Origin of the sequence: Mesorhizobium sp. M1004, from assembly GCF_040318795.1 — a bacterium.
Lineage (GTDB): Bacteria > Pseudomonadota > Alphaproteobacteria > Rhizobiales > Rhizobiaceae > Mesorhizobium.
In genome coordinates this window covers 801,865-822,677 of sequence record NZ_JAMYNB010000001.1, presented here as the reverse complement: position 1 = coordinate 822,677, position 20,813 = coordinate 801,865, and the positions used below count along the sequence as shown (strand labels likewise).

The window sequence follows — 20,813 nt, the reverse complement described above, 5'->3', positions numbered from 1 at the left end:
GCATGTGCGGCATCGCTGGAATCGTGGCGCTGAATGCCACAGCGGCTTCTCCTTCGCGGCAGGCGCTGATGCAGATGATGGGCGCGCTGGCGCATCGCGGCCCCGACGGGCGCGGTCTCTACCGGGACAGACGCGCGGGGCTGGCGCATGTGCGCCTGTCCATCGTCGATCTTTCCAGTGGCCAGCAACCGATGGCGGACACAGGCGATACGACGTGGATCGTGTTCAACGGCGAGATATTCAACTACGTCGAATTGCGTGAAAAACTCACGGCGCTCGGCCACCGCTTCCGAACCCGCAGCGACACGGAGGTCGCGCTGCACGCCTATCGTGAGTGGGGAGAAACGGCCTTCGAGCGGATGAACGGCCAATGGGCAATTGCGATCTGGGATTCAGTGGCCAATCGTCTCGTATTGTCGCGCGACCGCTTCGGCATTTGCCCGCTGTATTTCAGCGAGCATGCGCACCGGCTTTATTTCGCCAGCGAAGTGAAAGCCATTTTCGCGGCCGATCGAACCATCCCTCGCGCCTTTGATCCCGCCGGCATCGATCAGACGTTCACGCTCTGGACGGTCGTTCCGCCGCAAGGAGTTTTCCACGGAATCAACGAACTCGAGCCGGGTCGTGTCCGCATCTATCAGGATGGCACCGTTCGTGAGCGGATTTTTTGGCAGCCTTCCTATCCCGACAATTTCGGATCGCGGCAGGGCGAGTTCCCCGGGTCCTCCAACGACGCGGTGGACCGCGTGTCTAGCGCTCTTGAGGCCGCGACGGCGCTCAGAATGGTGCGCGCCGACGTGCCTGTCGGGTGCTACCTCTCCGGAGGGCTGGACAGTTCGCTTGTGGCCGCGCTCGCGAGGCGCTTCGCGGGCGATCGCTTCCAAACCTTCTCCTTGCGTTTTGCCGACGCCGAATATGACGAGACCCGCTTCCAGCGAATGGTTGCCGAGACGATCGGCAGTGAGCACCATGAAGTGGTCGTTTCGCGCAGAGATATCGCCGGAATCTTTCCGGAGGTAATCCAACACACCGAGCGCCCGATACTGAGGACTGCCCCGGCGCCGCTCTTCCTGCTCTCGCGCCTGGTGCGCGAGCGTGGCATCAAGGTCGTGCTGACCGGCGAAGGCGCTGACGAAATGTTCGCCGGCTACGACCTGTTCCGCGAAGGCAAGGTCCGCCGCTTCTGGGGGCGCCACCCGACATCGACACGCCGCTCTCGGCTCCTGGAACGCCTTTACCCCTATCTCACCCGCTCGCCGGTGCAACAGCAGGCGATGGCGCGTCAGTTCTTCGGGCGAAATATTCAGGCTTACGACGCGCCGGGCTTTGCTCATGAAACACGCTGGCGAACCACCAGTGCCATCAAGCGCTTGTTTACGGCCGATATGCGGGCTCGAACGCAGGGCCGCGACGCCGTGTCCGAGTTGCTCGCCCGTCTGCCCGCGCAGTTTGCCCGTTGGAGCCCCCTTGCGCAGGACCAGTATCTCGAGGTGCAAACACTGATGTCGGGCTATCTGCTCTCCTCGCAAGGCGACAGGATGCTGATGGCTCACTCCGTCGAGGGGCGCTTCCCGTTCCTGGACGATGAACTTGTGAGGCTCGCGAATTCGCTGCCACCCTCCTTCAAACTCCGCGGCCTCGACGAGAAGCACGTGCTGAAGCGCATGGCGGCACCCATCCTGCCCTCCGAGATCATAGCCCGCAAGAAGCAGCCCTTCCGTGCGCCCAACGCGCTTTGCTTCGTCGGCGCAGACGCTCCGGATTACGCTCGCGAGGCGGTTTCGCAGACGGCCCTGCGCGAGGCGAATGTCTTCGATCCAAAGGGGGTCACGCACCTGCTTGCCAAATGCCAGGCCAGAACTGGCGATGGCGACCTGTCCAATGCCGACAACATGGCGCTGGTCGGCGTGTTGTCGACCCAACTTCTTCATCAGCAGTTCGTCGCGGCGGGTTGTCCCAGTGCAACGCTCGAATGCACGCTCAGCGTCGACGTCGACTGCGAACATCGGGAAGAGCGCCTGTATGTTGCATGATGCCGTACCATTGCTGCATGACTACCTCGCCCATTCCGCCGTCCGACACGGAAGTAAGGTGGCGCTGGTGTGCAACAGGCAGCGTGTCACCTACCTCGAACTCGAAACGCGAGCCAACGCGATCGCCTGGGACCTGTCCGCATCCGGAGTCGTTCGCGGTGATCGCGTGATGATCTTCGCCGACAACACCGTCGAGACGGTGGTTAGCTTCTGGGCGGTGCTAAAGGCGAATGCGGTGGTGTGCATCGTCAACCCGCTCACCAAGAGCGACAAGCTCGATTATCTGCTCAACGACTGCCGGCCGACGGCGCTCATCACGGACGGCCATCTGCAAGCGATCTTCCGCGAGCCGGCGCGCGGCTGCCCGTCACTTCTGCGGGTGATCGTATCGGGACCTATCGACGACGTCGAACTCGCCCAGCTGCCGTTTGCCGTGCGCTGGGACGCCGCCCTCGCCAATGGCGCGGATACGCCGCCGGCACGGCAGTGCATCGATGTTGATCTGGCAGCCATCATCTACACGTCCGGGTCGACGGGCGAACCCAAGGGCGTGATGCTGACGCACAGAAACATGATGGCCGCGTGCGCGTCTGTCGCTTCCTACCTGGCGATTGCCGAGGACGAGGTGATCCTCAATGTCCTACCCCTCGCCTTCGATTATGGACTGTACCAGATGATCATGGCTTTTCGTACCGGCGCCCGGCTGGTGCTCGAACGCTCGTTCGCTTTCCCGGCACAGATCCTCGGGTTGATCAGGCAGGAGGGAGTTACGGGCTTTCCCGGCGTGCCCACAATCTTTGCCGCACTCTCCGAACTCAGGTCCCTCAAAGACCAGGATTTCTCGAGCATCCGCTACGTCACAAACACTGCGGCAGCCCTACCCCTCAAGCATATTTTCATGCTTCGCGAGCTGTTTTCGGGTGCACGCATCTATTCGATGTACGGTCTCACCGAATGCAAACGTTGCACCTATTTGCCGCCAGAGGACCTCGAGCGAAAGCCATTGAGCGTAGGGATCGCAATCCCGAATACGGAGATGTGGATCGTTGACGAGCATGACAGGCGGATAGGCCCAGGCGTTGTCGGCCAACTCGTCATTCGCGGCGCAACGGTGATGAACGGGTATTGGGGCAAGCCCGAGGCAACGGCCAGGAAACTCAAACCCGGCCCGCTGCCCGGTGAGCAGGTCCTATACACCGGCGACTACTGCCGGATGGATACGGAGGGTTACCTCTACTTCGTTGGCCGTGGGGATGAGATCATAAAGTCGCGAGGCGAGAAGGTGGCGCCAAGGGAAGTGGAAAACGTACTGATGGACATTCCAGGAGTCCGAGAAGCGGCTGTCATCGGTGTTCCCGACGAGCTCCTCGGGCAAGCGGTGAAAGCTTTTGTGGTGATGGAGCATGGAAGAGCCATTGGCGAAAGGGAACTGCAGAAGGAGTGCCAGAAGCGTCTGGAAAACTTCATGGTCCCGAAATCCATCGTCGTTGTGGCGAACCTGCCGATGACGGACACGGGAAAACTCAAGAAAACGGCGCTGTCATGATACGGGGCCAGAACCAAGTCGCTGATTTAATGGTGACGCCACGGAGGACGAATTCATGTTGACCATCAAGGAACGCACCGGAATCTACAGCGAGCAGATTCGTAGTTTCTTGGTTTCGAATTTCTACGTCAGCGACGTCAAGGCATTGCTGGATGACGCATCCTTGCTCGATCAAGGCATTGTCGACTCGACGGGTGTGCTTGAGATTATCGGCTTCATCGAGGAGACCTTTGGCATTACCGTCGAGGATAGCGAACTTCTGCCTGAAAACCTCGATTCCATCCAGGGGATCGAGCAATACATCATCCGCAAAATGAACTGATGGGTAAGCGTAACGCCCAGAGCAGCCCCGTATTTGGTCTGATTGTCGCAGGATTCATGCCTGCGTCTTGACTTGCCCCAGAACCACCCGGCCCTCGCCCGCTTCGTTCGAGACCGAACGGATGTTCTCGAATGCCTTGCTGCGTTCCAGCAGACCCGCTACCTGTCGGTCTTGGCCAAGCCCGACCTCGAAGAGCAGGATGCCGCCACGCCGCAGGTATCGCGGTGCGTCTTTCAGTACGCGCATATGAATGCTCAGGCCGTAAGGGCCGGCTGCAAACGCCTCGCGCGGCTCAAGCTCGATCAGATGGGCGCGGTCGCCCTCGAGCCGCTTTTCAGAAATGTAAGGCGGATTGCAGACGATTACGTCGATAGTTCCGTCTAACCCAAGGCCGATGAGAGAGTCGAACAAGTCGCCCTGAAGCACCGAAAGACGCTCAGCCATGCCGTGATGTGAGGTGTTGCGGCGTGCCGTTTCGACGCATTCATCGGTGAGATCGCTTGCCCAGACAAGGGCGCTGGGCACATGGTAGGCGATCGCGCACGCCAGATTCCCAGTGCCGCAGCACATATCAACTATGCGCGGAGCCGGCAGGTTCATCTGATGCAACACACCAAGCGCGGTCTTGCCGAGCAACTCGGTCTCAGGTCTGGGGACGAGCGCACCGGGCGAAACCAGCAGTTCAAGTCCCATGAACATGGCGCGGCCGGCGCCATAGGCATCAGCTACACTGAACTCTTTGCTCATGGCCGACCCCATCGCTTGATCTCCCCAGTATAGATCTGCGGCGCTCATGCGCCAGCCAAACCTGCTCCGAAATCATGAATTCTCAAGCCTTTCCTTCGAAAAACTGCAGGCACAAACTCGGTGCATCGCACTTCTGACGCTCATTGACCGATTGCAATCTCAGGTCGCCAAAGATGGAGAGAGAGGTGCTGCTCATGCTTTGAAGAGCCAATGGCGCGGTACGGCGGCTTTTAGATTTTGTGGATCGTGGAGAGGGGTAAACGCCTATCCAACTCTGATGGAGCGGAGGCGCGGACCGCAGCTCCATTGACGCGCTAATCTTCGGCTCCGGTAATTCAGCAAGTGGTCGGTGGAAGCGCCTCCGCTCCAGCATCAGCCTCACCTTGCTGCATGGAGAGGTTACCTATAGGTTTGCGGACATGTCGAAACAACTGTCCGAAGGTCTCGGATCGACATCTCATTTCCGGTCAATCGCAGAGAGGGGCCGTGAGCGAAAGCGTGAGTGTTCTGATTGTTGAGGATCAATGGCTAGTCGCGCAGGACACTGCCGCGCGGCTGCGTCGCGCCGGTTATCAGGTGGTCGGACCTGTGCCGTCGGTATCCGCCGCTCTGCGTCTTGTCGAATCGGACAAGATCGACGTGGCGTTGCTAGACATCCAGCTGAACGGTGAAACGGGTCTGCCGGTGGCGAGGATATTGCAGGCGCGAGGCATCCCCTTTGCCTTCTTGTCGGGATTTGGCCCCGCCGACGTTCCCGCGGCTTTCCGCGACTGCAGATTCCTGCCGAAGCCGGCAACCGATGCTGTCATCCTTGCTGCTGTCAGCGAGTTGGCGTCCCTGCGCACAGCTTCGCGCTGACATTCGCTCCGCCGCATTATTACCGGAGTTGCGCCCTGGCGACCTGGTAGGCCGGACGAGGTCAGTCTCACAAAGGGCAACATTGGCGCTTTGGCCATGAGGACGGCGGACTACGACCGGCGAGGACGGAAATTCAGCGTTCAAAAAGCATCCGCCGGGTTCCACTTCTCGGCCTGTTGGCGGCGATTTGGACTTAGGTCCGATCCCGTCGCCAGAGGTCGGATTGCGGAACATCTGCCAAGGACCCACGTTCGGGGCTTGAGCACGGAGGTGCCGGCCGATCTCGAAGCGCAAGTTTCACGGGCAACTGTTGGGGAGTGTCGTAGTGCCGATTTCAAACGATATGGGGGACGAGTACCTGGAACTGGAATGTCCAAACTGTTCTCATGTCATCATAAAAAAGGGATCGTGGTTGAAGGTGATATCCAACTTCAACTGCACCCAATGCCATGCAAAAATCAGAATTGGTTATATGACCAAGCTCGCGCTTTTCGAGAAAAAAAGGCAAAGCATGAACCCGGCTGCGCAGTGAGCGTCCTGGCGGCCCGACAGTCGTTTGGGGTGGTGCGTTGAACCGTCGGGCCTGACCGGCCCGATGGCGGGGGAGCCAGGCCGGCTGGGTGAATCGTATACATTAGATCATGCTTATCAAGCCCAAATACGCGGCGCGACATCGCCTGGTGGAGCAACGGTGAACCCCGCGCCCATATACGCGCTAGCAGGAACGTCGGCGGTCAACATGCCGCTCATTCGTAGAGAGTGCGAACAGCTTCATCAAACAGCTCCACCTCGGCTTCAACCTTTTCAGCCGCTTTATCGACCTTCTCGAAACGCTTCAGCATTCGGTTGTGGAGCATGGACAAGCGTGCGGCATGGTAGACCACACTGCGCTTGTAACCTTCAGAGTCGAGTGGTTCGAACAACATTGTCATGGCAGCAATCCTCAATGTTTTCCGTCCTGCAATCCTTCCCTAGTAAATCGTCAATTAACTCTTTCGTTCCGCTGGTGATGCGAAGGCGCCCGAATGAATAACTCGTTGCGCTGTCTCCAGACTGCACGAGCGTGCTTCGTCTGTCTGAGGTTAGGCCCCAAGGCTTGCGCTTGCCTCGCCTGTTCGGCTCATGCTGCGTCAGTCACGACATCGACGGCCAGCTTCAGTTCAATCGCTTTGGGCGTGAGTTGAATACCGGCGCTGCCAAGAATTGCCGAATGATCATCCTGCTGTGGTGGGACCGCCGAACCCGTCAGGAGCGACGAACCGAGCCGGCTTGGATAGTCGCCCCACCGCAAGGACGCGAGCGGATCGAAGATCACGTCGGCAGGTGCTCTGCCCTCTCTGGGAAGCCGGCGCCGCGCGCACTTACTGAAAAAACCCAAACAGAATAAGAGCGAGAAAGGCAAACAGCAGCGCTGCAGCCGCTAGCAACACACCTTTGTTGGAGCCCCGCCGAGGTTGAGGGTCAGGCACGAGTTTTTTCCGGTTTGGGAGTTCATTCATTGGACATTAATTTGCGGCTGCAAATTAGGTTCCGCTCATGCTTGAATGCCTACAATGCCGCCCCACAGCGCCCTACAGGCGCACGACCTTCGCTAGCCCTAGGCGTGTCCGCTGGCCTTCTGCAAAGGACAACGCGAACGATTCCTGATTGAATGACCGGGCAATTTCCTGATCTTTCTCAACCACGCGGACGAACCATTCGCCGCAGGTTTCTGTCACTTCGACGCAAGGCACGGCCTTGCGGAATGGAACCACGTTATCCATCACAGCCGACCTACGAGCAATGGCAACATCGGTCTTATAAGGCCACCGAATTCGGGATTTCAATAAAAAAGTCGGTACGTGATCATGTAATTTACGGGATCAAGTATTTAGTGAGCAGCGGATCGCATTTGAAGTCCGCTAACGATCACCTATGTGCTCACCGAAGCATTGGGGCTCGGCCGACACGGTGATTTTGAACGCCTACGGCAATTCCTTCTCGGAGAGGTCGCTGACCGGCATGATGGCGCACTGGAGCAAGATGGCGAGCATGGGGCCCGGCTGCACGCTGCATGGACTTCGGAAGACGCTGGGGAAGTACCTGGCCAAGGAGGGCGCGACCCCGAAACAATCGGCAGGCATTCTCGGCCACGACGACCTGGACCACGTAGAGCTTTACAGCAAGGACGGAGCAGGAGCGGCTCGCCGTGGAGGGCATGGCGAAGCTTCTGAAGCGGTTTGTCTGACCGACTGTCTAACCAGGTTGTCTACCCTCGACGCAAAGCCTTGTGCACCAAGGCGACTGGTGGGCCCGGAGGGACTCGAACCCCCAACCAAGCGGTTATGAGCCGCCGGCTCTAACCATTGAGCTACAGGCCCCACGCGCGCTGGATTAGTGTTTTTCCTTGCGCGGCACAAGGCTTTCCGGACGGGCTGGCCGAGATCGCCCAAATCAGCCCATATTCGCGCCCTAGTCGACAGGCGCGACTGGATCGCAGACCGAGGAGATTTTCATGACCAGACATATTTTGCCGCTCGCACTTGCCGCCGCGATCGCTTTTCCGGCGATGGCAAGCGCTGCCGATTCGCTGCCCCCGCCCCGCATCATCGTGTCGGGTGAAGGCCAGTCGACCGTGGCGCCTGACCTGGCGCTGCTGACGCTCAGCGTCATGCGCGAGGCCAAGACCGCACGCGCGGCACTCGACGCCAACAACGACGCCATGGCCGCCGTGATCGCGGCAATGAAGTCGGCGGGGATCAAGGACCGCGACCTGCAGACCGCCGGCATCCAGATCAACCCGCGTTACAACTACACCAACAAACCGGACGGCAGCCAGGAAGCCGAGCTTGTAGCCTACCAGGTGACCAACACACTCTCGGTGCGCATCCGCGACATCGACAAAACAGGTGAGATTCTCGACAAGGCTGTGTCGCTCGGCGTCAACCAGGGCGGCGGCATTTCGTTCTCCAACGAAGACCCGAAAGCTGCCGTCACCGAAGCCCGCAAGAAGGCGGTCGCCGATGCCATGGCCAAGGCCAAGACGCTGGCCGAAGCCGCCGGCGTCAGCATCGGCCGGGTGCTGGAAATCACCGACCAGAACGTTGCGCCGGCGCCGATGCCGATCAATGCCAAGGCCTTCGATGCGGCAGGCGCCGCGGTTCCCGTGCAGGCCGGCGAGAATGCCTACGCCGTGCAGGTAACAGTGACATTCGAGCTCAAGTAGCAGGCCGCCGGGCCGGCCGCGGTTCTGCTGAACCCGTCGGCCGGAACCGCAGATTTCCGACATGAAAAACCCCGGAGGACTGTCCTCCGGGGTTTTTTCGAGCCGCACCTTTCCGCGGAGGGAAAGGGGCTCCTGGCTGACCCTAGAAAGGGTCATGCCGCTACTCCAGGCTGATCCTCGCGGAGGAACATGCCTCCGGATCGACCTTCGCAGAAGGTCGTATCCCAGACTGATCTTCGCAGAAGATCAGTCTGGTTCTCTTAGCGATAGATAACCGGGCAGCCGCGCTCATTGGCGAACACGACCACTACGCGATCGCCATACTGGCGGCCGGCGACCTTCACCACGCGGCGATTGACATCGACGATGCGGACGCGGTGCAGGCCCATGCGCTCGGCCTTGTCGAGGGCGCGGTCCGGCGAGCAGCGGCGCCAATTGCGGTCACGGCGAAAGCCGTCCTCATCGTCGCCGGTGTAGACGCCGACGCGGCGGTCATGGTTGTTGCCGAAGCCGAGATAGATCGAGTCCGCCTGGGCGGGCACTGCGGCAAGGGTGCCGAGAGCTACGAGACCCGAAAGGGCTGCCGTCTTGAATGAGTTGAACATTGTCTTCTCTCCTTGTTGAGGGCTTGCGCCCGTCTTGGTCGAACCGATGGGGGGAGAATGCTCCTTGCAATCTGAACTCTTCGCGAACCGGCCGTTCATTTTCGGTTAATCTGCCCGACAGGTCAAAAGCAACCGCCCCTTCCACCGCTGCAAACGATCCTGACCGTCAAAAACGTCCAATGGCGCGGAACGCCCTATGGCAACGTCCGTTCCAGAATGCTCAGGGCTCGTCGTCGAGCATATAGTCGAAATAATCGTCCGGCTCGGCCAGATCGGTCTCACTGGCGCGGACGCGGCCGCGCATGGAGATGCCGGCATCATGAACGGTCTCGGCACTTCCCGACACCAGCCTGTGCCACCAATAGAGGTCGTGCCCCTCGGCAACCAGCCGGTAGGCACAGGTTTTCGGCAGCCACGTGATGGTGCGCACATTCTGCGGCGTCAGCCCGACACAGTCCGGCACGCGCGCCAGCCGGTTGGCATAGTCCGAACAGCGGCAGCTTTGCCCATCGAACAGCCGGCAGCCGACTGATGTCCAGTAGATCTCGCCGGTATCCTCGTCCTCGAGTTTAGACAGGCAGCATTTTCCGCAGCCGTCGCACAGCGATTCCCACTCGGTGGGCGTCATCGCTTCCAGCGTCTTGGTCTTCCAGAACGGCGTTTCCATTATGGGTCGAGATGTGGCCTCCGCATGCGGCAAGGTCAAGCTGTTGTGTGACTTCAAGTTCCGGCCGCACCATAGGAAAAACATGAAGTTGCCTTCAAAACGCCGGTCAATCGTCCTTGGGTGCGGGTAATGCCTGCAAACCGGAACCAATCCGGTCAAGGACAGTTTGGGCAGGGATGGGACCCCACAAGGAGAATTTAAGATGAAACGCCAACCACGGGTACTGGCAGGTACGGCACTTGGCCTGCTTATGGCATCCGCGCCGTTGGGCGCATCCCCGTTGCAGGGCAACGCCGTTTTCGGCCCCTTGCAGCACACGGCCGCGCCACTGATCCTGGTCCAGGACGACCCTGCTGCAGATGGTCAGCAGACCGACCAGGAACTGCCGCGCAAAAAGAAACGCCAGCAGGCCGAACAGGCAGCGCCGGCCGCCGAGCAGCCTGCACCGGCTGCAGAGCAACCCGCCCCTGCCGCCGAGGAACAACAGCCGCGCAGGAAGAAGCGGGATCAGCAGCAGACCGAGCAGGCCCCGGCCGAACAGGCCGCACCTGCCGCCGAGGAACAGCAGCCGCGCAAAAAGAAGCGCAATCAACAGCAGCAGATCGAGGCGGCGCCTGCGGACGAGGGCGGCGCCCAGGCAGCGCCGGCGACCGATGAGCAGCCGCTCAAGCCACGCAAGAAGAAGCGTGACCAGCAGCAGATCGAGGCAGCACCGGCTGAACAACCGGCCGAACAGGTAGCTCCGGCAAATGAAGAACAGCCGCTAAAGCCACGCAAGAAGAAGCGCGACCAACAGCAGATCGAAGCGGCGCCCGCTGAACAGCCGGCCCAGCAGCCTGCCGAGCAAGCAGCGCCCACCGAACAGGTGGCGCCGGCAAACGACAACAAGTCGGGCAAGAAAAAGCGCAAGCAGGATCAGCAGATCGAGGCCGCGCCCGCCGACAAAGCGCCAGACGTCAAAGTTGCGCCTGCCGGAGAGCCCGCGCCGCAGGCCGAGCCGATTCAGCCCCCGGCCGATCAGCAAGCGGCTCCCGCCGAAGGTGAACAGCCGAAGGATCAGGCGAAAAAGCACGGCAAAAAAACTGTCGGCGAACAGCCGGTGACGGGCGAACAGCAGCCTGCGACCGGTGAACCACAGCCTGCGGAGCAACCGGCCAATGCCGAGCAGCCCGCGCAAGGTGAGACGCCGGCGCAAGGCGAAGCCACGGCCAACCCCGACGAAGCACCCATCCTGGACAGCCAGAAGGATGCCAGGCGCAAGCACCGCAAGGACCAGGGCGGCAACAGCCAAAATGGGAACGGCCAAAATGGGAACGGCCAGAATGCTGGCGGCCAGACGGGCGAGCAGCCCGCGCAGGGCGGCACCGAGGCGCAAGCCCCGAAGCCGGCTCCGGTCGACCAGGGACCGCCGCCCACCGACGACAAGTCAGCTCAGCAGGCAATTCAGCCAGAAAAGATCGCCCCGGTGACGGAGGAAAAAGGCAAACGCGTCGAGCGTGCACCCGATGAGAACGTCCGCGACCGCCGGCGTCCGAAAGGCGTCGACGTCGTCAAGGAACTCGGCGACCGCGTCATCCTGCAGTTCAACAACCAGACGATCGTGGAAAGCAATGACGCTCCGCGCATGCACCGCGGCGCCAGGAATGTTTACTATGAGGAACTGTCGGGCGATCGCTCTCGGGAAATCGTCGAGCGCGACAATGGCATCCAGATCGTCACCATCCGCAACCGCAATGGCGACGTCATCAGGCGATCGCGCATCACGCCGGATGGGCACGAATATGTGCTGAGCTATGTCGACGAGCGCAGCTATGACGACGACAATGACTGGCGCGATCCCGGTGACGACCTGCCGCCGATGCGGCTCACCATCCCGCGCCGCGAGTACATCCTCGATTCGGAAGATGTCGAAAGCCCGGACGATTATTACGAGTTCCTCGAACAACCGCCGGTGGAGAAGGTCCAGCGCCTCTATTCCATCGACGAAGTGAAGCGTTCGGCGCGCGTGCGCGACATTGCCCGTCGCGTCGACCTCGACACATTGAACTTCGAGTTCGGCTCGGCCTCGATATCCGACACCGAAGTGCAGAAACTGGAAGGCGTCGCCACGGCCATGGAGAAACTGTTGAAGAAGAACCCGGCCGAAACCTTCCTGATCGAAGGCCACACCGATGCGGTTGGCACGCCGGAGGCAAACCTTGCTCTGTCCGACCGGCGCGCTGAGTCTGTCGCCGAAGCGCTGACCAATGCCTTCGGCATCCCGCCGGAAAACCTGACCACTCAGGGCTATGGCGAGGAATACCTCAAGGTCAACACCACGGCGCCCAACCGCGAGAACCGCCGCGTCGGCATCCGTCGCATCACCTCGCTGGTGGCACCGGTGGCGAGTAACAATTGATCTGCTTTCCAATGGCTTGAGCAGCTTTCTGGAATCAGATCGACAACAAGGACCCATCCCGGCAGACCGGGATGGGTCGAGCTGCGGACAGCAATCCCGGTTCAACAAGAATTGTACTGGTATTAGAACCGGCTCATTGTATAGAGCGGCCGCCCTCCCCAGATTCAAGGCTGGGCGTTCCCTGCCCCGTCCCGACTCCAGCGGGATGCATTGAACCCCGCCGGCCCTCCCGGCGGGGTTTTTTTGCGTCGCAATTTGCCTTGCAAACCGCGGCAAGCTGATCGAAATACCCCAGTCGACATCAAAGCTGACCGGAACCGCTGCATGAAACGTCTCGAACTAGCCATCGAATCGATCATCCTCGCCTCACGCTGGCTGCTGGTGGTTTTCTATATCGGGCTGGCCCTGGCGCTCGCCGTCTATGCGCTGTCCTTCGGCAAAAAACTCTACGAGTTCGTCATGGTCGCCTTCACACTCGACGACACCGACACCATCCTGAAGATGCTCGGCCTTATCGACGCCGCACTTGTCGCCTCGCTGGTGGTGATGGTGATCATCTCCGGCTACGAGAATTTCGTCAGCCGTTTCGACGACCAGGATGGCGGCGTACACTGGCTGGGTACCATCGATGTCGGCTCGCTGAAGGTCAAGGTCGCCTCGACCATCGTCGCTATTTCCTCGATCCACCTGCTGCAGGTGTTCCTGAATTCGTCTTCCTATACGATCGACCAGCTGATGTGGCTGACCATCATCCATCTCGCCTTCGTCGTCTCGGCGCTGATGCTGGCCTATATCGACCGGCTGATGGGACTGAGCAAAGGCAAGAAGGGCGAGGCGTGATGAGCCCCTTTCTCCCGTTCATGGGGAGGTGAGGCTGGTCCGCACAGCGGGCGAAAGGCAACTGCTTGGTTTTTCGAACGACCAACGCCGGCAGGTGGATGAGGGGCAGCGCCGGCGGCCCGTGATTTCCGTCAATAGACGCTTTTGACGTTCGTCGGCGAATTGGCAAATACCGCGTCCGGCACGAAAAAGTCGCCGGCCAGCGGCCCGGTCGCGCCCGGCGCATAGACCGCGAAATCGGTCACGCCCTCGGCGCGCAGCACCTCTTCATCGATGTAGAAATTGCCCGATGTCTCGCGCGATGGCCGCAGGAAGATGGCGTGTGCGGCATCGGCCATGATGTCGGGTAAGCGGCTCATCGCCGCCACCGTCGCGCCGCCGAGCAGATTGCGCACCGCAGCCGTGTCGATGGTCGAGATCGGCCACAGCGAATTTACCGCGATGCCGTCCTTGGCAAACTCGGCGCTCATCCCCAGCGTGCACATCGACATGCCGAACTTGGCCATGGTGTAGGCGACGTGGTTCTTGAACCATTTGGCCTTCATATCGAGCGGCGGTGCCAGATTCAGAATATGAGGATTCTCAGCCAACTTCAGGTGGGGAACGCACTTTTTCGACACCAGGAAAGTGCCGCGCGTGTTGATCTGGTGCATCAGATCGTAGCGCTTCATGTCGGTCTCCAGCGTGCCGGTGAGCTGGATGGCGCTGGCATTGTTGACGCAGATATCGATGCCGCCGAACTTTTCGACGGTCTTGGCAACCGCCTCGGCCACCTGCGCCTCCTCGCGGATGTCGCACAAAACAGGCAGCGCCTTGCCGCCGGCCTGCTCGATCTCCTCAGCTGCCGAGTAGATCGTGCCCGGCAGCTTCGGATGCGGCTCGGCGGTCTTGGCCGCGATCGTCACATTGGCGCCGTCGCGCGCCGCCCGCAACGCTATCGCCAGCCCGATGCCGCGCGACCCGCCGGAGATGAACAGCGTCTTTCCCTTGAGCGACATGTCTTGGCACCTCCCTTGCTACATCACTGACGCGAACCATTGCGCGGCGGCAATGCACTGCGCAAGGCCTCGGCAGCCTGCAACGGGTTACGCAACGTAGGCTCAAACGGATAAGGGGGTTAGACCAGCACCAGGCCCTGCCGCATCGCGATCGCGATGGCATCCGTGCGGTTCGCAGCACCCAGCTTGATCAGGATCGCGGCGACGTGGAACTTTGCCGTGTGCACGGAGATGTTCAGCCGCCGCGCGATCACCTTGTTGGGCGCGCCTTCGGCCAGCAGCGCCAGCACTTCGGCCTCGCGCGGCGACAGCGCCGGACGGGCGGTAGCGCCATCGTCCAACGGCTCCTCGCCGAACAGCCCGCTATGGCTTCCGCCGTTGGCGGCGCCATCGAAATCGTCGTGGCGAGCGGGCGTCGAACGCCCATCCCTGGACACCCGGTAGCCGGCCGCCGCCAGTCTGACGGCAGCCGCGATCAGATTCGCATCCGACGCCAAAGGCAGCACGGCAAGCACCCGGTTTTCCGGCCGGCCAGCGCTCGCGGATAGCAGCACCCGTGGGATTGCGCTGTTGCCACCATCGGCTCGATCGAGCCAGGCCGCACTGTTCGCAACAGCGTCATCGAAGACAGCGACGTCGGCAATCCCGCTGCCGGCTACGACCGGAAGCAGATCGTCCGCCATGGCAAGCGAAGCTGACAGGCGCTCGGCACGCGCGGCATCGTGCAGCGCGATCAGCACCACGAGCTGGCGTCCGCCGCCCGCCACCTCCGGCCGACCCACCTCCGGCCCACCCGCCTCCGGCCTTGTCAGCGTGTCGCTTTCCATCGGCCCTCTCAGCTCAGCGGTTTTTCACCGACGGTCAGCGCGACGTCGCGCTGCTCGCCGCCGCGCACCACGCCGAGCGTCACCGCAGCGCCCGCGCTATCCGGCCCAAGCTTTCGGATCAGTTCGCGCGGGCCGTGCACGGCCTCGCCATTCCACGCCACGATGATGTCGCCCAGCGCAAGGCCGGCGGCTTTGGCCGGACCGTTGTCGTCGAGGCTCATGACCATGGCGCCGCGCGCCGCGCCGTCACGGATCGGGTGCAGGCCGGCGCCGAGATAGCCGCGCGCGACATGGCCCTTTTCACGCAGCGTCGCCACGGCCCGCTCGATCGTCTCATAAGGCATGACCAGCGCACGACCACGTGGCCCAAACAGCAGCATGCCGATCAGCGCGCCCTTGGCGTCAAGCACCGGCCCGCCCTCGAAACGGCCGCCGGCATTGACGGCGAGATTGATGCGCCGATCGATGGTGCCGCCGCGCATCGAGCGCCAGGCGGGGCCGACCTCGCCGACCGAGCCCGAGACAGCCAGCGCCGAGCCCGGACTGCTGCCGACAGCGATGGCGACGTTGCCCGGCCGCACCCCATCCGCCTTGGCGAGCGCAGACGCCGCGGCCGCGCCGGCCGGCTTCAGAAGCGCTACGCCGGTCGACGGATCGCGACCGACCAGTTCGGCCTTCACCGCTTCGCCCGAAGCCAATGTCAATTCGATCTCCTCACCGGCCTCGACAGCTTCCTCGGCGGTGACGAAATAGCCGTCACGCCAGTGGAAGGCGCTGGCGGTGCGATGGTGATGGGTGGTGAAACTTGCCGTTGCCGGCGCAGCCTTGGCGGCGAGATCGGCGATGGCGTCGGAAAATGCATTAAGGTTGAAGTCACTCATGATGATCTCCTGGGTTTTCTCATGCCCCAGATATCGCTCGGCAGTGCGCCCGGAGGTACTCGTCTGACGGCTAGTTACTGGTGTGACTGGCCATCTGGTCAGGTCGCGGCAGTTCGAGCCGCTCCGCACATATAGTCATCATCGCGCCTGAAAACACGGAGCCCCGCCAATGGCCCTCGCCGCCCACAAATTCGAAACCGACGACACACTGCTCGACGCCTATTCGACGACAGTCGCCGACGCCGTCGACCGCATCGGCCCGGCCGTCTGCCGCATCGAGCGCGTCGGTGGCCAAGGTGGCCATGGCTCCGGCTTCGTCATCGCGCCGGACGGGCTGGTCGTTACCAATTTCCATGTCGTTGGCGATGCCAAAACGGTGCGCGTCTCTATGCCCGACGGCGCCTCCAGCGAAGGCAGCGTGCTAGGCCGCGACCCTGACACTGACATCGCGCTGGTGCGCGCCGATGGCAGCTTCACCGAAGTCGCGCCGCTCGGCGATTCCAAGCGGCTGCGGCGCGGCCAGATCGCCATTGCCATCGGCAATCCGCTCGGCTTCGAATGGACCGTAACGTCAGGCGTGGTCTCCGCACTTGGCCGTTCGATGCGCGCCTCGACCGGGCGGCTGATCGACGATGTCATCCAGACCGATGCCGCGCTCAATCCCGGCAATTCCGGCGGACCGCTGGTGTCGTCGGCAGGCGAAGTCATCGGCGTCAACACCGCCATGATCCACGGCGCGCAAGGCATCGCCTTCGCGGTCGCTTCCAACACCGCCAACTTCGTCATTTCGGAGATCATCCGCTTCGGCCGCGTGCGGCGCGCCTTCATCGGCATCTCGGCCGACACCACCAGTTTGCCGCGCCGCGCAGCGCTCCTGTCGCAGGTGACCACCAGTACTGCGGTGCGGCTGCGCAGCGTCGAGAAAGACGGACCCGCGGCGAAGGCCGGCCTCAGGGAAGGCGACATCATCGCGGCGATAGACGGTCGCCCGGTCACCGGCGTCGACGACCTCGTGCGCATGCTCGACGCCGAACGCATCGGCCGCGAGACGCTATGCACAGTGGTGCGCCGCACCGGCGTCAGCCAGGTGACGGTGACGCCGGTAGCAAGGGCGAGCTGAGCCTTTATCGAGGCTTGAGCACCCGCCCGAGCAGCGACACCAGCAGTCGCGCAAGGTCACCGGTCGGGTCGAGGTCGGGATCGTAGATCGTCATGTCCAAGCCGGTGCAGCGCTGGTCCGCTGCCAGCGCCGACAGAATGGCAACGAGTTCATCGGGGTCGATGCCGGGGCTGCCGGGCGAATCCACCGCCGGCATCACCGTCTGGTCGAGCACATCGACATCGAGATGCAGCCAGTAGGGACAGCCGGCGCGCGCCAGCGTCGCTCTTGTCTTTTGCAACACTCCAGCCGCGCCGAGTTCCTGCGCGGCAAAGACGTCGATGCGCGTCACGGCGGTCGCATTGATGTCGGGCCAGGCAAAATCGGCATCGCGGCTCTCGCGTTCGCCGATCTGAACCACCGCATCGTCGGTGACGAGCGGACCGACAACACCTGGCCATTGCGCCAGCAAAGCCTCGCCGCGTCCGGTGGCAAGTGCCAGATCCATGCCGGCAACCGAGCCGAGTGAGGCATTGACATCGTAGTTGCCGGGATGGCGGAAATCGCTGTGGCCATCGAAATGGATCAGGGCGACTGCGCCCGAGCGCCGCGCGGCGACCAGTGCGCCAAGCAGGATCGAGCAGTCGCCGCCGATGATCAGCGGGAACTCGCCTTGCCCAAGCGCACCGGTGACGATCTCGGCAAGATCGAGGTTGAAGCGGCGGATCGCCGGACCATTACGCAGCCTAGTGCCCGGTTGCGGTTCGGTACTGTAGGCGGGTCTGTCGAGATCGACCACCCGCCCCGGCGCCAGCGACTCGATCAAACCAGCTTCGCTCAGCGCCTGCGGCGCACGCCAGGTGCCGGGCACATGGCCCGGCTCCAAGGGCCGAAGGCCGAGATTGGATGGCGCACGAACAAGGCAGATGTCACGCATGCGGCAGGCCCAGCTTCAACATCACCAACATAGACCGCATGGTGCGGGTCCGGCCACAGCGGCCGGAGCCGCTGCCGACATTTGCTGCCATCGTTCAGGCGCCCGCCGCGCCCGCCGCGAATTGCGCCTGAAATTCCGGGCTGAGCGGGATCGGCTTGATGACGTCGATCAGCACGCCATTGGGATCCCTGGTGATGAAATGGCGCTGGCCGAAGGGTTCGTCGCGCAGCGGGCACAGGATCGGCAGGCCGGCCGCAACGATCCGTTCATAGACAGCATCAGGATCCCTCACCTCGAAATTGATCAGCAGCCCCGATGTGCGGCCGCGCCCCCCCTCGGGGATCGTCTCGTGGTCGCCCTGGACGATACCGAGATTGACCCGGCGATCCTCGGCAGACTGCAGATGCACATACCAGTCGCTCGCAAACAGCGGCTTGAAGCGGAAGTGATTGATATAGAAGGCTTTTGTGCCGGCTACGTCGCCCGTCATCAGCACCGGATAATAGCTCGTCGTCTTCATCTTTCTTTCTCCCGTCAGCCAACATACAGTTTGCATGTAATTCGAAATAACATACAGGCTGCATGTATGCAACGAGAAACCCCGCGCCGCTCCAACCGCGACCGCACCGAAGCGACGCGCGCCGACCTGATCGCCGCGGCGCGCAAACTGTTCATCGAAAAGTCCTATGCCGAGACCGGCACGCCGGAGATCGTTGCGGCCGCCGGCGTCACCCGCGGCGCGCTCTATCACCACTTTGCCGACAAGCAGGCGCTGTTTGCCGCCGTGGTCGAGCAGGAGGCGGCGGCGGTGGCGCAAGAGATCGAGCGCGCCTCGCCGCCTTCTTTGTTTGCCCGCAATGCGCTGATTGCCGGCTCGGACGCCTATCTCGCCGCCATGCGCGCGCCCGGCCGCACGCGGCTTTTGCTGCTCGACGGGCCGGCCGTGCTTGGCCGCGCCGCCATGGATGCGATCGACAATCGCCACGGCAACCGGTCGCTGCGCGAAGGCCTGGTTGCGGCGATGCGCGAACAGTCGATGACCAGACTGCCTGCCGATGCGCTGACCGCTTTGCTCGCCGCCGCCTTCGACCGCGCAGCACTTGCCGTCGAGGCCGGCGCCTCGGCCGAAGACTATCGCGCCGTGCTCATGGCTCTGATCGATGGGCTGTCTCCGGCTCGCCCTCAGGCAGGTCGTCCGGTTCGAACTCGTTGAAGCAGCCGAGCTGGCGTTTGAACTGGTCGATCAGCCAGGCCGCCGCCGGTTTCGGGCTGCGGTCGGCGCGGTGCATGGCATAGAGCGATGAGCGCACCTCGCTAAAAGGTTCAAGGTCGAGTTCGACCAGCCTGCCGCTGGCCAAATCGTCCGCGATCAGCCAGCGCGGCAACCCGCCCCAGCCCAGCCCCTCGCGCATCAACGTATGCTTGATACGCACATCTGTCAGCCGCCATGTACGATAGGCAAAGACGCCGAAGTCGCGTCCCTTGGTGCGTTCCGACTGGTCGCTGACAACCAGCTGGGTGTGCTCTCGCGCATCCTCGAGCGCCACCGGTTTCGGCAGCAGTGCCAGAGGGTGGGTGGGGGCGGCAGCCAGCACGATCGACATGAAGCCGATGCGCACGAGATGCACGTCGACCTCGCCCAGCAAGCCACCGATGCCAAGATCCGACTGTCCGCTGACGACATGGTCGGGGATCAGACCGAGCGTGCCGATATGCAGTCGCATCATCACGGTCGGGAACTGCGCCTCGAACGCCTTCAGCACCCGCACCAGCACTGGCGAGGGCAGCGCCGCGTCAACCGACAGCGCAACTTCAGCCTCCAGCCCCTGATGGTGACCGTCGGCACGCGAACGGATGCGCTGCAGCATGCCGACCATGCGCCGGGCGTCCTCCAGCATCGCCCGGCCGATTTCGGTCAGCTGCGGCTCGCGCGTGCCCTCGCGCTCGAACAGTTTCAGGCCAAGCTGCGCTTCAAGATTGGCGATGCCGTAGCTGATGACGGACTGCGCGCGGTTAAGCTTGCGGCCTGCGGCTGAGAAGCTGCCGGTGTCGGCGACCGCAACCAGGATCTGCAATTGGTCGAGCGTCGGATTGGGCTGCACGGTATACCTACTTTATGGATGGATCATATAGATAATATACCAGTTTTTTGAATGGGTCGGTAGGCCCATATCAGTCGGGAGAAATCAATTCCCACTGGAGAGAACCGCTATGTCTATCCTGCTTGTAACCTCGAGCCCGCGCGGCGCTGCCTCGCACTCGACCCGTATCGCTACCGAATTCGCTGAAAAGCTCGTCGCCGCCGACCCGTCGAATACGCTCGTCGTACGCGACCTCGTGGCCAACCCGCTGCCGCACATCGACACCGATTATGCGACCGGCATCTACACCCCCGTTGAAGCCCGCACGCCGCGCCAGGCCGAAGTCGTCGGCGTCTCCGACATCGTGCTTGACGAACTGTTCGCAGCCGACACCGTGATCCTGGCCACCGGCTTCATCAACTTCAACATCTCCTCAACCCTGAAGTCCTGGGTCGATCACATCTCCCGCTCCGGCAAGAGCTTCTCTTATGGCGAGGGTGGTCCCAAGGGCCTCGTCACCGGCAAGAAGGTCTATATCGTACTCGCCTCGGGCGGCATCTATTCCGAAGGTGCGGCCGTGCAGTTCGATCACGCCATCCCCTATCTGCGCGGCGTGCTCGGCTTTCTCGGCATGACCGATGTCGACGTCATCCGCATCGAAGGCGTCGGCATGGGCCCTGATGCCGTCACCGCCGCACTTGCCAAGGCGACCGCCAAGGTCGATGCCGTGGTGGCCAAGACCGCGAGCGCGCAAATCGCCGCGTAAGCA

At 62.2% G+C, this 20,813-nt stretch carries 24 protein-coding genes and 1 tRNA gene; 12 read left to right on the top strand and 13 right to left on the bottom strand.

Annotated elements, in window-relative coordinates; all coding sequences use genetic code 11:
- Positions 1-2: 2 nt before the first annotated feature.
- The 3 genes from asnB to NKH54_RS04030 are packed head-to-tail and all read left to right on the top strand — an operon-like array spanning position 3 to position 3,901.
- The gene (asnB, locus tag NKH54_RS04040) at positions 3-2,033 is read left to right on the top strand and encodes an asparagine synthase (glutamine-hydrolyzing) (RefSeq protein WP_353027730.1); all 2,031 of its coding nucleotides are present in this window, start codon (positions 3-5) and stop codon (positions 2,031-2,033) included.
- Positions 2,023-3,579, top strand: coding sequence for a class I adenylate-forming enzyme family protein (locus tag NKH54_RS04035; RefSeq protein WP_023830100.1), 1,557 nt, complete (start codon positions 2,023-2,025; stop codon positions 3,577-3,579). The genes asnB and NKH54_RS04035 overlap by 11 nt, the downstream gene beginning before the upstream one ends.
- Positions 3,580-3,634: 55 nt before the next feature.
- Entirely contained in the window at positions 3,635-3,901 is a 267-nt protein-coding gene (locus NKH54_RS04030) for an acyl carrier protein (RefSeq protein WP_023670883.1), read from the top strand.
- 54 nt (positions 3,902-3,955) lie between these two features.
- On the opposite strand, the gene NKH54_RS04025 is transcribed toward NKH54_RS04030, so the two are convergent.
- On the bottom strand, positions 3,956-4,648 hold the full coding sequence (locus tag NKH54_RS04025; RefSeq protein WP_023689767.1) for a N5-glutamine methyltransferase family protein: 693 nt from the start codon (positions 4,646-4,648) through the stop codon (positions 3,956-3,958).
- A gap of 486 nt (positions 4,649-5,134) precedes the next feature.
- On the opposite strand from NKH54_RS04025, the gene NKH54_RS04020 reads away from it, so the two are divergent.
- Together NKH54_RS04020 and NKH54_RS04015 are read left to right on the top strand one after the other, a co-directional pair.
- Complete coding sequence (locus NKH54_RS04020; RefSeq protein WP_023670881.1) at positions 5,135-5,506, top strand: response regulator; 372 nt, start codon at positions 5,135-5,137, stop codon at positions 5,504-5,506.
- 369 nt (positions 5,507-5,875) lie between these two features.
- A complete protein-coding gene (locus NKH54_RS04015; protein WP_155921622.1) occupies positions 5,876-6,079 on the top strand; it encodes a hypothetical protein in 204 nt (67 codons plus the stop codon).
- Positions 6,080-6,252: 173 nt separating this feature from the next.
- On the opposite strand, the gene NKH54_RS04010 is transcribed toward NKH54_RS04015, so the two are convergent.
- The 3 genes from NKH54_RS04010 to NKH54_RS04000 all read right to left on the bottom strand — a co-directional run bounded on the left by NKH54_RS04010 (position 6,253) and on the right by NKH54_RS04000 (position 7,269).
- The gene (locus NKH54_RS04010; protein WP_023697125.1) at positions 6,253-6,438 is read right to left on the bottom strand and encodes a hypothetical protein; all 186 of its coding nucleotides are present in this window, start codon (positions 6,436-6,438) and stop codon (positions 6,253-6,255) included.
- Between the two features lie 188 nt (positions 6,439-6,626).
- Positions 6,627-6,821: a hypothetical protein gene (locus tag NKH54_RS04005; protein WP_023714714.1), complete on the bottom strand. Its 195-nt coding sequence runs from the start codon at positions 6,819-6,821 to the stop codon at positions 6,627-6,629.
- 256 nt (positions 6,822-7,077) lie between these two features.
- On the bottom strand, positions 7,078-7,269 hold the full coding sequence (locus tag NKH54_RS04000) for a hypothetical protein (RefSeq protein WP_023754523.1): 192 nt from the start codon (positions 7,267-7,269) through the stop codon (positions 7,078-7,080).
- 151 nt (positions 7,270-7,420) lie between these two features.
- On the opposite strand from NKH54_RS04000, the gene NKH54_RS03995 reads away from it, so the two are divergent.
- A complete protein-coding gene (locus NKH54_RS03995) occupies positions 7,421-7,834 on the top strand; it encodes a tyrosine-type recombinase/integrase (RefSeq protein ID WP_353027757.1) in 414 nt (137 codons plus the stop codon).
- Here NKH54_RS03995 and NKH54_RS03990 read toward each other — a convergent pair.
- A tRNA-Ile gene (locus NKH54_RS03990) sits at positions 7,791-7,866 on the bottom strand. The genes NKH54_RS03995 and NKH54_RS03990 overlap by 44 nt on opposite strands.
- 134 nt (positions 7,867-8,000) lie before the next feature.
- On the opposite strand from NKH54_RS03990, the gene NKH54_RS03985 reads away from it, so the two are divergent.
- Entirely contained in the window at positions 8,001-8,711 is a 711-nt protein-coding gene (locus tag NKH54_RS03985; protein ID WP_023672467.1) for an SIMPL domain-containing protein, read from the top strand.
- Positions 8,712-8,971: 260 nt separating this feature from the next.
- Here NKH54_RS03985 and NKH54_RS03980 read toward each other — a convergent pair whose 3' ends face one another.
- Complete coding sequence (locus tag NKH54_RS03980; protein WP_023672466.1) at positions 8,972-9,316, bottom strand: hypothetical protein; 345 nt, start codon at positions 9,314-9,316, stop codon at positions 8,972-8,974.
- Between the two features lie 220 nt (positions 9,317-9,536).
- On the bottom strand, positions 9,537-9,983 hold the full coding sequence (locus tag NKH54_RS03975; protein WP_023672465.1) for a YcgN family cysteine cluster protein: 447 nt from the start codon (positions 9,981-9,983) through the stop codon (positions 9,537-9,539).
- A gap of 202 nt (positions 9,984-10,185) precedes the next feature.
- On the opposite strand from NKH54_RS03975, the gene NKH54_RS03970 reads away from it, so the two are divergent.
- Both NKH54_RS03970 and NKH54_RS03965 read left to right on the top strand, forming a co-directional pair.
- A complete protein-coding gene (locus tag NKH54_RS03970; RefSeq protein WP_023713888.1) occupies positions 10,186-12,381 on the top strand; it encodes an OmpA family protein in 2,196 nt (731 codons plus the stop codon).
- Between the two features lie 324 nt (positions 12,382-12,705).
- Positions 12,706-13,221: a TIGR00645 family protein gene (locus NKH54_RS03965; protein WP_023733287.1), complete on the top strand. Its 516-nt coding sequence runs from the start codon at positions 12,706-12,708 to the stop codon at positions 13,219-13,221.
- 131 nt (positions 13,222-13,352) lie between these two features.
- On the opposite strand, the gene NKH54_RS03960 is transcribed toward NKH54_RS03965, so the two are convergent.
- From NKH54_RS03960 to NKH54_RS03950, 3 genes are all read right to left on the bottom strand, one after another.
- Complete coding sequence (locus NKH54_RS03960; RefSeq protein WP_353027729.1) at positions 13,353-14,219, bottom strand: SDR family oxidoreductase; 867 nt, start codon at positions 14,217-14,219, stop codon at positions 13,353-13,355.
- A 119-nt stretch (positions 14,220-14,338) separates the two neighbouring features.
- Positions 14,339-15,046, bottom strand: a complete 708-nt coding sequence (locus NKH54_RS03955; RefSeq protein ID WP_353027728.1) for a helix-turn-helix transcriptional regulator — start codon at positions 15,044-15,046, stop codon at positions 14,339-14,341.
- A gap of 8 nt (positions 15,047-15,054) precedes the next feature.
- Positions 15,055-15,927: a S1C family serine protease gene (locus NKH54_RS03950; RefSeq protein ID WP_023713891.1), complete on the bottom strand. Its 873-nt coding sequence runs from the start codon at positions 15,925-15,927 to the stop codon at positions 15,055-15,057.
- Between the two features lie 169 nt (positions 15,928-16,096).
- Between NKH54_RS03950 and NKH54_RS03945 the strand changes: the two genes are divergently transcribed.
- Positions 16,097-17,047: a S1C family serine protease gene (locus NKH54_RS03945; RefSeq protein ID WP_023713892.1), complete on the top strand. Its 951-nt coding sequence runs from the start codon at positions 16,097-16,099 to the stop codon at positions 17,045-17,047.
- Positions 17,048-17,051: 4 nt separating this feature from the next.
- On the opposite strand, the gene NKH54_RS03940 is transcribed toward NKH54_RS03945, so the two are convergent.
- Together NKH54_RS03940 and NKH54_RS03935 are read right to left on the bottom strand one after the other, a co-directional pair.
- Complete coding sequence (locus NKH54_RS03940; RefSeq protein ID WP_023705830.1) at positions 17,052-17,963, bottom strand: arginase family protein; 912 nt, start codon at positions 17,961-17,963, stop codon at positions 17,052-17,054.
- Positions 17,964-18,057: 94 nt separating this feature from the next.
- Complete coding sequence (locus tag NKH54_RS03935) at positions 18,058-18,483, bottom strand: VOC family protein (protein WP_023705831.1); 426 nt, start codon at positions 18,481-18,483, stop codon at positions 18,058-18,060.
- Positions 18,484-18,549: 66 nt separating this feature from the next.
- Here NKH54_RS03935 and NKH54_RS03930 point away from each other — a divergent pair, with 66 nt between their 5' ends.
- Entirely contained in the window at positions 18,550-19,176 is a 627-nt protein-coding gene (locus NKH54_RS03930; RefSeq protein ID WP_023691512.1) for a TetR/AcrR family transcriptional regulator, read from the top strand.
- Here the strand turns inward: NKH54_RS03930 and NKH54_RS03925 are convergent.
- A complete protein-coding gene (locus tag NKH54_RS03925) occupies positions 19,109-20,065 on the bottom strand; it encodes a LysR family transcriptional regulator (RefSeq protein ID WP_023705832.1) in 957 nt (318 codons plus the stop codon). The two genes, NKH54_RS03930 and NKH54_RS03925, sit on opposite strands and share 68 nt — an antisense overlap.
- Positions 20,066-20,174: 109 nt before the next feature.
- Between NKH54_RS03925 and NKH54_RS03920 the strand changes: the two genes are divergently transcribed.
- Positions 20,175-20,810: an FMN-dependent NADH-azoreductase gene (locus NKH54_RS03920; protein ID WP_023689756.1), complete on the top strand. Its 636-nt coding sequence runs from the start codon at positions 20,175-20,177 to the stop codon at positions 20,808-20,810.
- Positions 20,811-20,813 lie beyond the last annotated feature (3 nt).

Excerpts from the sequence above, each read along its gene's own strand:
- NKH54_RS03935 (WP_023705831.1), bottom strand. The coding sequence starts at position 18,483 with ATGAAGACGACGAGCTATTATCCGGTGCTGATGACGGGCGACGTAGCC.
- NKH54_RS04015 (WP_155921622.1), top strand. The coding sequence starts at position 5,876 with ATGTCCAAACTGTTCTCATGTCATCATAAAAAAGGGATCGTGGTTGAA.
- NKH54_RS03995 (WP_353027757.1), top strand. The coding sequence starts at position 7,421 with ATGTGCTCACCGAAGCATTGGGGCTCGGCCGACACGGTGATTTTGAAC.
- NKH54_RS03975 (WP_023672465.1), bottom strand. The coding sequence starts at position 9,983 with ATGGAAACGCCGTTCTGGAAGACCAAGACGCTGGAAGCGATGACGCCC.
- NKH54_RS03920 (WP_023689756.1), top strand. The coding sequence starts at position 20,175 with ATGTCTATCCTGCTTGTAACCTCGAGCCCGCGCGGCGCTGCCTCGCAC.
- NKH54_RS04025 (WP_023689767.1), bottom strand. The coding sequence starts at position 4,648 with ATGAGCAAAGAGTTCAGTGTAGCTGATGCCTATGGCGCCGGCCGCGCC.
- NKH54_RS03950 (WP_023713891.1), bottom strand. The coding sequence starts at position 15,927 with ATGAGTGACTTCAACCTTAATGCATTTTCCGACGCCATCGCCGATCTC.
- NKH54_RS03945 (WP_023713892.1), top strand. The coding sequence starts at position 16,097 with ATGGCCCTCGCCGCCCACAAATTCGAAACCGACGACACACTGCTCGAC.
- NKH54_RS03940 (WP_023705830.1), bottom strand. The coding sequence starts at position 17,963 with ATGCGTGACATCTGCCTTGTTCGTGCGCCATCCAATCTCGGCCTTCGG.
- NKH54_RS03930 (WP_023691512.1), top strand. The coding sequence starts at position 18,550 with ATGCAACGAGAAACCCCGCGCCGCTCCAACCGCGACCGCACCGAAGCG.
- NKH54_RS03970 (WP_023713888.1), top strand. The coding sequence starts at position 10,186 with ATGAAACGCCAACCACGGGTACTGGCAGGTACGGCACTTGGCCTGCTT.
- asnB (WP_353027730.1), top strand. The coding sequence starts at position 3 with ATGTGCGGCATCGCTGGAATCGTGGCGCTGAATGCCACAGCGGCTTCT.
- NKH54_RS03980 (WP_023672466.1), bottom strand. The coding sequence starts at position 9,316 with ATGTTCAACTCATTCAAGACGGCAGCCCTTTCGGGTCTCGTAGCTCTC.
- NKH54_RS04030 (WP_023670883.1), top strand. The coding sequence starts at position 3,635 with ATGTTGACCATCAAGGAACGCACCGGAATCTACAGCGAGCAGATTCGT.
- NKH54_RS03960 (WP_353027729.1), bottom strand. The coding sequence starts at position 14,219 with ATGTCGCTCAAGGGAAAGACGCTGTTCATCTCCGGCGGGTCGCGCGGC.
- NKH54_RS03955 (WP_353027728.1), bottom strand. The coding sequence starts at position 15,046 with ATGGAAAGCGACACGCTGACAAGGCCGGAGGCGGGTGGGCCGGAGGTG.
- NKH54_RS04035 (WP_023830100.1), top strand. The coding sequence starts at position 2,023 with ATGTTGCATGATGCCGTACCATTGCTGCATGACTACCTCGCCCATTCC.
- NKH54_RS03965 (WP_023733287.1), top strand. The coding sequence starts at position 12,706 with ATGAAACGTCTCGAACTAGCCATCGAATCGATCATCCTCGCCTCACGC.
- NKH54_RS03985 (WP_023672467.1), top strand. The coding sequence starts at position 8,001 with ATGACCAGACATATTTTGCCGCTCGCACTTGCCGCCGCGATCGCTTTT.
- NKH54_RS04010 (WP_023697125.1), bottom strand. The coding sequence starts at position 6,438 with ATGACAATGTTGTTCGAACCACTCGACTCTGAAGGTTACAAGCGCAGT.
- NKH54_RS04000 (WP_023754523.1), bottom strand. The coding sequence starts at position 7,269 with ATGGATAACGTGGTTCCATTCCGCAAGGCCGTGCCTTGCGTCGAAGTG.